The sequence below is a fragment of the Rhizobacter sp. genome, from assembly GCF_035702065.1.
Lineage (GTDB): Bacteria > Pseudomonadota > Gammaproteobacteria > Burkholderiales > Burkholderiaceae_C > Rhizobacter.
Window position 1 is genome coordinate 1 of record NZ_DASSRA010000385.1, and the last position, 11,989, is coordinate 11,989.

General features: G+C 69.7%; 11 protein-coding genes and 1 pseudogene. 3 read left to right on the forward strand and 9 right to left on the reverse strand.

Features of this window, described 5'->3' with window-relative positions; all coding sequences use genetic code 11:
* The 4 genes from VFL64_RS16895 to VFL64_RS16910 all read right to left on the reverse strand — a co-directional run.
* Positions 1-341 (reverse strand): 2Fe-2S iron-sulfur cluster-binding protein (locus VFL64_RS16895; RefSeq protein ID WP_489541544.1); only part of this gene is annotated, 341 nt, incomplete at its 3' end.
* A 141-nt stretch (positions 342-482) separates the two neighbouring features.
* On the reverse strand, positions 483-2,039 hold the full coding sequence (locus tag VFL64_RS16900; RefSeq protein ID WP_489541545.1) for a formate dehydrogenase beta subunit: 1,557 nt from the start codon (positions 2,037-2,039) through the stop codon (positions 483-485).
* Complete coding sequence (locus VFL64_RS16905) at positions 2,036-2,518, reverse strand: formate dehydrogenase subunit gamma (RefSeq protein ID WP_489541546.1); 483 nt, start codon at positions 2,516-2,518, stop codon at positions 2,036-2,038. The genes VFL64_RS16900 and VFL64_RS16905 overlap by 4 nt, the downstream gene beginning before the upstream one ends.
* A gap of 13 nt (positions 2,519-2,531) precedes the next feature.
* Positions 2,532-4,202, reverse strand: coding sequence for an OFA family MFS transporter (locus VFL64_RS16910; RefSeq protein ID WP_489541547.1), 1,671 nt, complete (start codon positions 4,200-4,202; stop codon positions 2,532-2,534).
* Positions 4,203-4,368: 166 nt separating this feature from the next.
* Here VFL64_RS16910 and VFL64_RS16915 point away from each other — a divergent pair, with 166 nt between their 5' ends.
* Positions 4,369-5,475 carry a substrate-binding domain-containing protein gene (locus VFL64_RS16915; RefSeq protein WP_489541548.1) on the forward strand — a complete coding sequence of 369 codons (1,107 nt, stop codon included), beginning with the start codon at positions 4,369-4,371 and terminating at the stop codon, positions 5,473-5,475.
* On the opposite strand, the gene VFL64_RS16920 is transcribed toward VFL64_RS16915, so the two are convergent.
* The 5 genes from VFL64_RS16920 to VFL64_RS16940 form a co-directional block, all read right to left on the reverse strand.
* A complete protein-coding gene (locus VFL64_RS16920) occupies positions 5,476-6,069 on the reverse strand; it encodes a PqiC family protein (RefSeq protein WP_489541549.1) in 594 nt (197 codons plus the stop codon). It abuts the gene before it with no gap.
* A gap of 2 nt (positions 6,070-6,071) precedes the next feature.
* Entirely contained in the window at positions 6,072-7,724 is a 1,653-nt protein-coding gene (locus VFL64_RS16925) for a PqiB family protein (RefSeq protein WP_489541550.1), read from the reverse strand.
* A 111-nt stretch (positions 7,725-7,835) separates the two neighbouring features.
* Positions 7,836-8,483, reverse strand: a complete 648-nt coding sequence (locus VFL64_RS16930) for a paraquat-inducible protein A (protein WP_489541551.1) — start codon at positions 8,481-8,483, stop codon at positions 7,836-7,838.
* The gene (locus VFL64_RS16935; RefSeq protein WP_489541552.1) at positions 8,483-9,133 is read right to left on the reverse strand and encodes a paraquat-inducible protein A; all 651 of its coding nucleotides are present in this window, start codon (positions 9,131-9,133) and stop codon (positions 8,483-8,485) included. The genes VFL64_RS16930 and VFL64_RS16935 overlap by 1 nt, the downstream gene beginning before the upstream one ends.
* The gene (locus VFL64_RS16940; protein ID WP_489541553.1) at positions 9,130-10,356 is read right to left on the reverse strand and encodes a sigma-54-dependent Fis family transcriptional regulator; all 1,227 of its coding nucleotides are present in this window, start codon (positions 10,354-10,356) and stop codon (positions 9,130-9,132) included. The genes VFL64_RS16935 and VFL64_RS16940 overlap by 4 nt, the downstream gene beginning before the upstream one ends.
* A gap of 203 nt (positions 10,357-10,559) precedes the next feature.
* Between VFL64_RS16940 and VFL64_RS16945 the strand changes: the two genes are divergently transcribed.
* Both VFL64_RS16945 and VFL64_RS16950 read left to right on the forward strand, forming a co-directional pair.
* Positions 10,560-11,618 carry an exo-alpha-sialidase gene (locus VFL64_RS16945; RefSeq protein ID WP_489541554.1) on the forward strand — a complete coding sequence of 353 codons (1,059 nt, stop codon included), beginning with the start codon at positions 10,560-10,562 and terminating at the stop codon, positions 11,616-11,618.
* Positions 11,615-11,989 (forward strand): annotated as a pseudogene (locus VFL64_RS16950) (hypothetical protein); the annotation flags it as partial. The gene VFL64_RS16945 and the pseudogene VFL64_RS16950, both read left to right, overlap by 4 nt.

Genomic DNA, 11,989 nt, shown 5'->3' on the forward strand with positions numbered 1-11,989 from the left:
GGGTGGTCGGAGATGTAGAGCTCCATCACACCCTTGCGCAGCTCCTGCAGCTTCGGCGATTGCGTGCGCACGTTCATGCCGGCCTCGGCCGGGGTGGTGCATGAGGCGGGGTAGCCCTTGCGGCCGTCGATCTCCACCAGGCACAGGCGGCACGAGCCGAAGGGCTCCAGGCTGTCGGTGGCGCACAGCTTGGGCACCTGCACGCCGGCGTCGACCGCGGCGCGCATCAGCGAGGTGCCGGCCGGCACGGTGACCTGCATGCCGTCGATGGTGAGCGTGACTTCCTGTTCGGATTCGCGCTTGGGCGTGCCGTAGTCGGTTTCTTTCAGGTGGTCGAGCATGGTGGCTCCTTCAAATCAAGCATCTCGCGTACTACCGACCGCTCAGGCTGAGGTATCGAAGCCCGGCACGGCCTGCGCGGGCCTTCGATACCTCAGGCTGAGCGGGGGGTGATGTGCGAGCAGACATCCCAGGCATCTCGGTCAAGCGGCCTTGGTCGCGGGCGCCCCGACGCCGAAGTCCTCGGGGTAGTGGTTCAGGGCCGAGAGCACGGGGTAGGGCGTCATGCCGCCCATGGCGCACAGGGAGCCATGAACCATCGTGTCGCACAGGTCGCGCAGCAGTTGGACCTGTTGCGGCCGGTTCTGGTTCTTCGTGATCTTGTCGATCACCTCCACCCCGCGGGTGGAGCCGATGCGGCAGGGCGTGCACTTGCCGCAACTCTCGATGGCGCAGAACTCCATCGCGTAGCGGGCCAGCTGCGACATGTCGGCGCTGTCGTCGTGCACCACCAGGCCGCCGTGGCCCAGCACGGCGCCGAGCGCGGCGTAGGCCTCGTAGTCGAGCGGCACGTCCCATTGCGATTCGGGGATGTAGGCGCCCAGCGGGCCGCCCACCTGCACGGCCTTGATCGGCCGGCCCGAGGCCGAGCCGCCGCCGTAGTCGTACAGCAGCTCACGCAGCGTGACGCCGAAGGCGCGTTCGACCAGGCCGCCGTGCCGGATGTTGCCGGCGAGCTGGATGGGCAGGGTGCCGCGCGAGCGGCCCATGCCGAAGTCCTTGTAGAACGCCGCGCCGCGCGCCAGGATCAGCGGCACGGTGGCGAGCGTGATCACGTTGTTGACCACCGTCGGCTGGCCGAAGAGCCCGGCCACCGCCGGCACCGGCGGCTTGGCGCGCACGATGCCGCGCTTGCCTTCCAGGCTCTCGAGCAGCGCGGTCTCTTCGCCGCACACGTAGGAGCCCGCGCCCTTGCGCACCTCGAGCGTGAAGTGGTGGGTGGAGCCGAGGATGTTGCGGCCCAGGTAGCCGGCCGATTCGGCGCGGCGGATGGCTTCGCTCAGGGTGGCGATGGAATGCGGGTACTCGGAGCGCACGTAGACGTAGCCCATCGTGGCGCCGGTGGCGATGCCTGCGATGGCCATGCCTTCGATCAGCATGAAGGGGTCGCCCTCCATGGTCATGCGGTCGGAGTAGGTGCCTGAGTCGCCTTCGTCGGCGTTGCAGACGATGTACTTCTGTGCGGCCGGCGTGGCGGCCACGGTTCGCCACTTGATGGCGGCCGGGAAGGCCGCGCCGCCGCGGCCGCGCAAGCCGCTGTCCATCACCTCCTGCACGATCTGCGCAGGCGGCAGGGTGAGGGCGCGCTTGAGGCCGGCAAAGCCTTCGTGCGCGGTGTAGTCGTCGAGCGAGAGCGGGTCGGTGACGCCCATGCGGGCGAAGGTGAGGCGCTCCTGCTTCTTCAGGTAGGGGATCTCTTCGGTCGGGCCGAGGCACAGCGCGTGCGCCCCGCCGGCCAGGAAGTTGGCGTCGAACAGCGAGGCCACGTCGTTCACGTCCACCGGGCCGTAGGCGATGCGGCCTTGTGCCGTCTTCACCTCGACCAGCGGCTCCAGCCAGAACAGGCCGCGCGAGCCGTTGCGCACCAGGGTGATGTCGGCACCGCGCCGGCTCGCTTCATCGGCGATGGCCCGTGCGACGCGGTCGGCACCCACCGCCAGCGCGGCGGAGTCTCGCGGCACGTAGACGGTGATGCTCATGTCGTGCTCCTCGCTTCGGCAATCAACGCATCGAAGCGCTGCGGCGTGATGCGCGCATGCACCTCCTCGCCGATCACCATGGCTGGCGACGAGGCGCACAGGCCAAGGCAGTACACCGGCTCCAGGGTGAAGGCGCCGTCGGCCGAGTGGCCGTGCACCGCGCAGCCCAGGTGCTGCTGGGCATGCGCGAGCAGGGCGTCGGCCCCCATCGCCTTGCACGATTCGGCGCGGCAGATCTGCACCACCTTGCCCGCGGCCGGGTGGTCGCGGAAGTGGTGGTAGTAGGTGACGACGCCGTGCACCTCGGCCCGCGAGAGGTTGAGGGCGCTCGCGATCTCGGGCACCACATCGGCGGGGATGTGGCCCAGGCTGTCCTGCAGCTCGTGCAGGATCGGCAGCAGCGCGCCGGGCTCGCTGGCGCGGCGCGCCAGCACCTCGCGCACCAGCGCGAGGGTCTCGGGGGAGGTCACGGTCGTCATCACGTGCCTTTCGTCAATGGAAGAACTTCGCCGTGGAGAGCAGCGTGCGGTACACGCCCCAGGCCAGCGGGATGCCCACGGCGGCCCAGGCCAGCACCAGCACGATCGGCGAGGTCTTGCCGCTTTGGCCGCTGCCCGAGCCCACCTCGATGGCGGCAGCGCGCTCGTGCGCCAGGCGCTTCTCTTCGGCCAGCTCGGCTTCGGTCATGAACCACTTGTCGGCCACCGGGCGGATCATCAGGTTGCAGATGAGGCCGATCGCCAGCATGCCCACCAGGATGTACATGGTTTGGTTGTAGACCTGCTCGCGCGGAATGCCAAGCCCCAGCTGGTAGTCGCGCATGTAGTTCACGACCACCGGGCCCAGGATGCCGGCCGTGGCCCAGGCGGTGAGCAGGCGGCCGTGGATGGCGCCCACCATCTGCGTGCCGAACAGGTCGGCCAGGTACGCGGGCACGGTGGAGAAGCCGCCGCCGTACATGCTCAGGATGATGCAGACCGCCGCCACGAAGAGCAGCATGCTGCCGGCCGCCGCGCTGCCCGGCATTGACGCATAGCAGATGCCGCCGAGCACGAAGAACACCACGTAGGTCATGCGGCGACCCAGCTTGTCGGACAGGCTGGCCCAGAAGAAGCGCCCGCCGATGTTGAAGAGGCTCAGCAGGGCCGTGAAGCCCGCGGCCACGCCCGCGATGGCGGTGAGTTGCGCCTTGTCGAGCTCGCCGAACTTCTTGGCCACGCCGATCAGGCTGCCGCCGAACACCTCCTGCAGCATGGGGCTGGCCATGCCGATCACGCCGATGCCGGCCGAGACGTTCATGCACAGCACGATCCACACGAGCCAGAACTGCGGGATGCCCCAGACCTTCTTCACGTGCACGTGGCGCTGCGTGATCATGGCGTTGCCGCTCTGCGCGGCGGGCGGCGTCCAGCCGGCGGGCTTCCAGCCGGTGGGCGGCACGCGGTAGCCGAAGGCACCGCCCATCATGAAGACGAAGTAGACGAGCGCCATCACGATGAAGGTCTGCGTCACGCCCACGTCGGTGGCGGTCGCGAAGGTCTTCATCAGCTCGGCCGCGAGCGGCGAGCCGATCATGGCGCCGCCGCCGAAGCCCATGATGGCCATGCCGGTGGCCATGCCGCGCTTGTCGGGGAACCACTTGATGAGCGTGCTCACCGGCGAGATGTAGCCGAGGCCCAGGCCGATACCGCCGATCACGCCCGAGCCGAGGATCATCAGCCAGAACTGGTGGGTGTGGATGCCCAGCGCCGAGATCAGCATGCCGCCGCACCAGCACACGGCGCTCACCACGCCGGCCTTGCGCGGGCCGGCGCGTTCGAGCCAGCCGCCCCACAGCGCCGCGGCGCAGCCGAGGAAGACGAAGAACAGGGTGTACATCCAGCCGAGCGTGGAGATCTTCCAGTCGCAGTTGCTGACGAAGAGTTCGGCGAAGAAGCCCACGTCGGGCCCGCACTTGATGGCCTCCTTGATGCCCAAGGCCTTGGACAGCGGCAGCCAGAACACCGAGAAGCCATAGGCCATGCCGATGCACAGGTGGATGGCCAGGGCGGCCGGTGGCACCAGCCAGCGGTTGAAGCCCGGCCCGGCGATGGTTCGTTCCTTGTCCAGCAAGCCGGGGGCGCTCCCGCCAGCCCCCACTGTTCCCAATCCGACAGACGACATGTGGTCTCCAAGTACTGTGGTTTCCCCGACCTCATATAGGAGATCCTGGGCATAAGCTTCGCTCTGTGGCAGCAGCTTGACCTCGAATGTAGAAAGAGCTGCGGCGCAACACAATAGGTTTCTCGCAGCGCAAGCCATAGGTGTTTCAAAACATAAGGGTGAACACGTGCACAAAGTGACCATCCAACCCCGCTGGAGCATCGCGCGGCCCGATGGCGAGGCCCTGGCGCAGCGCCTGATCGACGTGCTGGTCGACGTGCATGAACACGGCAGCCTGGCGAGAGCGTGCAAGCACTCCGGCATGTCGTACCGGCATGCCTGGCAGCTCATCCGCCAGGGCGAGGCGCTGTTCAACACGCCGCTGCTCCACATGGAACGCGGCAAGGGCTCCAGCCTCAGCGAGCTGGGCGAGCGGCTGGTCTGGGCCGACCGGCGCATCAATGCGCGGCTGTCGCCGCTGTTCGTGTCGCTGGCGTCCGAGCTGGAGGCCGAGATCGAGAAGGTGTGCGCCCCGCTGCATTCGCTGCTGCACATCCACGCCAACCACGGCTTCGCGGTGGAGACGCTGCGCACCTTCATGGCCGACGCGCAGGTGCCGCACGAACTCAAGTACTGCGGCAGCGTGGAAGCGGTGGCCGCGCTGCACGGGCAGGGCTGCGACGTGGCGGGCTTCCCGGTGCCGCTGGGCGAGTTCGAGCCGGCCGCGGTGGCCCACTACAGCCGCTGGTTCTCCGTGCGCTCGCAGCGCATCGTCCACGTCACCACCCGCCAGCAGGGGCTGATGGTGGCCAGCGGCAACCCGCTCAAGCTCTACGACGTGAAAGACCTGGCCCGGCCCGGCGTGCGCTTCATCAACCGCCAGCCGGGCTCGGGCACGCGCTTGCTGCTCGACCTGATGCTGCACAAGCAGGGGCTGGCGCAGTCGGCCATCCACGGCTACGAGCAGTGCGAGTTCACCCACGCCGCCGTCGCGGCCTACGTGGCCAGCGGCATGGCCGACGCGGGCTTCGGCGTGGAAACGCCGGCGCGGCGCTTCAAGCTCGACTTCATCCCGCTGCAGACCGAGCGCTACTGCCTGCTCTGCGACGAACGCATGATCGACACGCCAGCGATGCAGCAGGTGCTGGGCATCCTGCGCAGCGACGGCTTCAAGGCGGCGGTGAACCAGCTGCCCGGCTACCGCTCTGAAGGCTCGGGCACGGTGATGGCGCTGGACGACGCCTTCGAGACGCTGCAGGCCGCGTCGACGCGGCGCAAGCGCAGCCTGAGCTGATCAGGGGCAGCGCACGCCCGCGCCGTTGGCCAGCGCGAGCAACTGGGCGCCGATCTCGTCGGCCAGGCGCACCACGGCACGCCGGTGCGCGTCGGCCAGCGCCTTGAGGTCGCCGCCGGCCGGCTCGCGCACGCTGCTGCGGCACATGAGGCGCGGGGCCTTGTCGGCCTCCCCGTGGGCCGACCACACGCTGTCGAGCCAGACCTCCTTGCCGGCGATGGACTCGAAGCGCTGCACGTCGACCCGCACACGCACCGCCGGCTGGCCGGGCAGGGTACGTGCGTCGACCGCTGCATAGCGCTGCGCCAGGCGCTCGAAGAGCGCGGCGCCCAGCTCGTCGCGCAGCGGCGAGACCCATTGCTCGCCTTCGAGCATGCGCAGCGTGTCGTCGGGCATGCGGACCACCCACTGCGGCTGGTCGACGGCGCCCGGCACGCGCACTGGCGCCAGGTCGACCGGCAGCGGCGGCAGGCCAATGGCTTCGCGCGGCCTGGCATCGGTGCTGGTGCTGAGCAGGCTGTGATAGTGGATGGGCGGCGTCGTGGTGCAGGCGCTGAGGAGCGCCAGAACGACCAGGGGCAGGAAGGCTTTCATGTTCAGCGGCGCTCGGGGGCGGTCGTCGGGATCTTCTCGTCGTCCGGCTTGCCGCGCAGCAGCGATTCCGGGTGGCGTTGCAGGTAGTCGGTGAGCACGCGCAGCGATTGCGCGGCGCGCTGCAGGTCGAGCAGCGTCTGCTCGGCGTTGCGCTGGATGGGCGCGCTCGGGTCGAGCAGGTGGCGGTCGGCGCGTGCCAGTGTTTCCTGCACCGACTGCAGCGTGCGCCGCACCTCGGCCAGCGAGGCCTGCGCGTCGGGGCGCAGCTGGTCGATGGTGAGGCGTGCCTGGGTGAGCGTGTCGTTGAGGTTGCGGCCGATGTCGTCGAACGGCACCTTGTTGAGCTTGGCCACGATCTCCGCGATCTGCGGCTGCACGTCGGACAGCGTGCCCGGCACCGTGGGGATGGCGGGGATGGAGGTCGTGGTGTCGAGCTCGGCCTTCGTCACCTTGGCGGGGAAGTCGAGCGCCACATACATCTGCCCCGTCAGCAGGTTGCCGGTGCGCGCCTGGGCGCGCAGGCCGCTTTGCACCAGGCGCTGCAGCAGCATGGTGTCGCGCCGCTTGTCGTCGTCACGCTCGTGGCGCAGGGCCTCGCGCACCGCGCCGAGCCGGGTCGGGAAGATCTCGGCCTCCGCCTCCACCGGGAAGCGCTTGCGCTTGCCGTCGTAGTCGAGGCGGATGGCCTTGATCGAGCCGATCTCGATGCCGAGGAAGTCAACCGGCGCGTCGATGTCGAGCCCGCGCACCGACTGGTCGAACACCATGCGCACGCGCAGCGGTGCGCCGTCGGGCGGGGCGAGCGCGGCCTTGCGGTCGGAGAAGAGCCTGAAGCGCATGCCGTCGGCCGAAGGTGGCAGGCCCTGCGTGCCCTGGGGTCGCTCGAAGGAGATGCCGCCCGAGATCACGGAGGCGAGCGTTTGCGTGTCGACCTTGAGGCCGCTGCTGTTGAGCGAGACCTCCACGCCGCTGGCGTTCCAGAAGCGTGTCTGGGCGTTGATGAGCTTGTCGTACGGCGCCTCGACGAAGATCTGCACCCACAGCTCGTCGACCAGCGGGTCGAGGTTGTAGCCCACGACGCGGCCGACGCGGTTGCGCTTGTAGAGGATGGGCGAACCCACGTCGAGCGAGCCCAGGTCTTCGGTGCGCAGCACGAAGCCGCGGCCGGGTTCGCCGCGCAGCACGAAGGGCGGCGCCTCCAGGCCCTTGAACTGGCGCTGCGGTGTGGAGGAGACGCCGGCATCGACGCCGATGTAGGCGCCGGAGAACAGCGTCTCGATGCCGCTCACGCCGGCGGTGTCGATGCGCGGGCGCACGACCCAGAAGCGCGTGTCTTCGACCGCGATGTTGGACACCGAGCGGTCCAGCCGCACCTGCACCTGCACGCGGTCGCGGTCTTCGCTCAGCGTGACGGCCTCCACGCGGCCGACCACCACCTCCTTGTAGCGCACCTCGGTCTTGCCGGGCCGCAGGCCGTCGGCGGAATGGAAGTCGATCGTCACCTGCGGGCCGGTGGACATCACCGCGCGGATGAGCAGCGCCACGCCGACCGCCAGCGCGATGATGGGCACCAGCCACACCAGCGAGGGCCCGTGCCAGCGCTTGGTGACCGGGGTGGGCGGCAGCAGTGAAGAAGGTTCGGTGTCGTCACTCATCACGGCCCCTCGTCCAGCGTGACCGCCGGCCGATCCCCCGAGGGGAGGCGGGCCGGCTTGGGAGCGGCCCGGCGCTCGGCCCGCTAACGGCTTCGAAAGGGGAGGGCTGTCTCATTGGTTGTTGCGTTGTTCCTGAGGTTCGCTCTCGGGCCAGATCAGTCGGGGGTCGAAGCTTCCGGCGGCGAGCATGGTCAGCACCACCACCGCGCCGAAGGCCAGCAGGCCTGCCTGCGGCTGCACGCCGGCGAAGGGGCCGAAGCGGATCATGCCCACCAGCAGCACCACCACGTACACGTCGAGCATGGACCAGTGGCCCACCGCCTCGATCATGCGGTAGAGCTGCGCGCGTTCCAGGCTGCGCCAGCGCGAGCGGCGCTGTGCGGTGACGAGCAGCAGCAGCAGGGCGCCGATCTTGAGCAGCGGCACCGCGATGCTGGCCACGAAGACGATGAGCGCGAGCATCCAGTCGCCGCCGGAACGCAGCTCCTCGATGCCACCCAGGATGGTGTGGTACTCGTCGCCGCCGAACACGCTGCTGGTCGACATGATGGGCAGCAGGTTGGCCGGCACGTACAGGATGATGGACGCCAGCGTGTAGGCCCAGGTGCGCTGCAGACTGCCCGGCAGGCGGTGGTTCAGCGGCGTGGCGCAGCGCGGGCAGCGCAGCGTGGCCGGCGCATCGCCTGCGCGCACGAGCTGCGACACCCGGCCGCAGGTGCGGCAGCTGAAGAGGCCGTGCCCGGCGCCTGTCTGCAGCATCACACGGCGGCCTCTTCAGCCTGCTGCGGCCCGAGGGCGCTGCTGCGCTTCCACAGAGCGCTGGTGCCGGCGGCGGTGATCGCCGTCAACAGCAGCGCCAGGGCTCCGTAGGCGAACAGGCCGATGCCGGGGATGGCGCTGGTGAGGGTGGCGCCGCGCACCACGGCCACCAGCGTGCCCATCATGAAGACCTCGACCATGCTCCAGCGGGTGACGAAGTCGAGCGCACGCATCGCCGGCACGAAGCCGCTCGGCACGAAGCCCTGCATCAGCGAGCCCAGCAGGTAGATGCGCAGCAGCGTGAACACCAGCGGGAACACCTGCGCGGTGGCGGCGGTGAGCAGGGCCACCAGCGGCTCGCCGCTGCGCCAGGTGTGGCGGATGGCCTCGGGCAGCGTGGCCTGGCTGGTCACGCCGTTGAGGTCGAGCGTGACGATGGGCGCGCTGTTGCCCACCACGAGCAGGATCAGTGCGGCCAGCGAGAAGGCCAGCAGCGTCTGCGTGCGCAGGATGCGGCCGCGGCCCAGCATGGCGTTGCAGCGGCGGCAGCGGGCCACCATGCCGTAGGGCAGGTCGATGCGCTCGTGCACCGCATCGCATTCATCGCAAACCACCAGGTCGGGGCGGGCCGCCAGCACCGGCTCGGTCATCCAGGCATCCTTGGCAATGGGGGTGGATCCATCTTAGGGCCGGTTCCGCTCGCGACGGCATCATCCGCACGCAGCTTGCGGTAGATGGTGTTGCGCGCCACGCCAAGCTGGCGGGCCGCGCGCGAGATGTTTCCGCCTGCCGCCGCCACGGCCTGGCGGATGGCGGCCATCTCCTGGGCCTGCAGCGTGGCGGTGGGCACCGGTGCGGTGGGCGCCGGGGCGGGCTGCATCGCCACCGGCTCGGGTGCCTGCGGCACCGCCACGCCGGTGGCCAGCGAAACCGTCGGCCAGAAGGTGGGCCAGTTGAAGAGGGCGCGCGCGAACACCGGCTGGCCGGCCACGTCGCCTTGCTGCGGGTACAGGCGCATGGGCTCGTCGGCGTGCTGGCGGCAGTGGTCGGCGATGCGGCCCAGGCTGATGCCGAACACCGCCTCCAGCCCCAGGTTGCGCAAGGCCGGCATGTTGAGGCCCAGCAGTTCGAGGGCCACCCGGTTGGCGCCCAGGATGCCGCCGTCGGGCGAGAGCGCAATCATGGCTTCGCGCAACGTGCCCAGCATCTCGCGCCGGGTGTGGAAGTGCAGCCGCAGGCCGTGGCGGAACTTGTCGTTGAACCAGTGGTTCTCGATCATGCGGGCCGACATGCTCACCATCGCCAGCGTGTGCGGGTGGTACGACAGCGCATGCCCGCTCACGTCGAGCACGCCCATCAGCTGGCCGGTGTGGTCGAAGATGGGCGAGGCCGAACAGGTGAGGAAGCGGTTGGCCGCCAGGAAGTGCTCCTTGGCATGGACCAGCGTGGGTGCCTCGGTGAAGAGCGCCGTGCCCACGGCGTTGGTGCCCTTGGTCGCCTCGGCCCAGTTGATGCCCGGCGAGAGCGCGATCTGCTGCACCCGCTCCATGAAGCCGTTGTCGCCGATCACCTGCAGCGTGTTGCCCTGCGCATCGGCCAGCGCCACGATGCTCTTGGTGAAGAGGATCTGCTCGCACAGCATCTCCATCACCGGCGTGGCGTGCTCGAACAGGCGCTGGTGCTGCTCGCGCATGTGGCGCTCCCCGTAGGCGTTGAGCGGGTTCAGCTCGGGGATGGAGTCTTCGGTCAGCCCCATCGCGCGGCAGCGCTGGTGGGACTGCGTGATGGCCTGCTGGTGGTCGGCGCCGTGCGCGATCTCGAAGGGCCGCGATGAAGAGGCCAGTGAGCTCGATGCATAGCGGCTGCTGTCCATGGGGTCTCCTTGTCCTGCGGGCGGGCTGCGACATTCTGCGTCAGCTCCGGCGCGCGCACTGTCACAATCGCGCCCGGTTTCTCTGGTGGTGCAGGGGCACGGTGTTGAAGCGAGTGATCGGGTTTTCCTGGATATGGGTGCTGGCGGCGGGGTGTCTGCTTGTCAGCGCCGGGGCCGAGTGGTGGCGCTGGCACAGCGCTGCCGTGAAAGATGCGCCCGTTGCCCTGAAGGTGGCGCAGCCGCTGCAGCGCAGCTTCCGCCTGAGCGAGCGCAGCTCGGCCACCATCCCCATGCCGGCCGGCGTGCCTGCCGCCCATGCCAGTGCACTGGCCGCGCTGCCCAACGGCGACCTGCTCGCCTGCTGGTGGGCCGGCACGCGTGAGAGCGCTCCGGACGTGCAGCTCTACGCTGCCCGCTGGCACAACGGCCGCTGGAGCGAGGCGCGTGCCATCGTCGAGCGCAAGTCACTGGGCCGGGCCCTGCACATGGGCGTGCGCCGCATCGGCAACCCGGTGCTGTGGGTCGCGCCCGATGGCCGCGTGCACCTCTACCTGGTGGCCACCGGCCTGGGCGGCTGGGCCGCCGGGCGCGTGGCGCAGCTGGTGTCCGATGACGAAGGCCAGAGCTTCACGGCGCGGCGCCTGCTGCCGCTCACGCCGCTGTGGAACACCAGCGTGCTGGTGCGTACCCGGCCGGTGGGCCTGGCCGACGGCGGCTGGCTGCTGCCGGCCTACTTCGAGCTCGGCCACAAGTACCCCATGGTGATCTCCTTCGACGCGCAGGGCGAGCCGCGCTGGGTGCGCCGCATCAGTGGCTCGGTGACCTCGCTGCAGCCGGCGCTGCTGCCGCTCTCTGGCACCGAGCTGCGCGCGGTGATGCGCGACATCGGCGCGCAAAAGCGCGTGCAGCAGGCCGAGAGCCGCGACGGTGGGCTGAGCTGGCAGGACGTGCCGGCCTCCGCCGTGGTCAACCAGGACAGCTCGGTCGCAGCCCTGCAGTTGGCCGGCGGCGGCTATGTGCTGCTGCACAACGAACCGCTGCCGGGCGGTGGTTCGCCGCGGCAATGGCTGCGCCTGTCGACCTCGCGCGACGGCAAGGCGTGGCAGGCCGGTCCCGACATGCGGCGCGGCCTGCCCGGCGACGAGTTCTCGTACCCGAGCCTGGTGCAGATCGGCAACCAGCTGCACGTGACCTACACCCAGCAGCGGCGGGCCATTGCGCACCATGTGTATGACATCGAGTATGAGGAGGGCGCGAAATGAACCTGCCCTGGCTCGCATTGCAGACGGCGTATGCGCACTTCGCCTGGGCGATGGTGCTGGCCGCCTGTGGCGTAGGGGTGATCGCCTGGAAGAAGCCCTTGCGCATGCGCTGGGCCGCGGCCTGGGTGGTGGTGGTCCTCGTGCTCTGTTCCTTGCCGGGTGCGGCCTCGCCGTCGTTCTGGCTGAGCCTGGCCTTTCATCTGCCGAGCCCCATGCTGCTGATCTGCTGCACGCTGGCCGTGCGGGCGCACGCGCAGGGCCGGGTGGGCTACCGCGTGATGCCGCTGGGTCTGGCGCTCGCAATGGCCCTCGCCGGCGCGGCCCTGTATGCCGACACCACCGGCTGGCTCTACCTCGGCCTCTACGTGCGC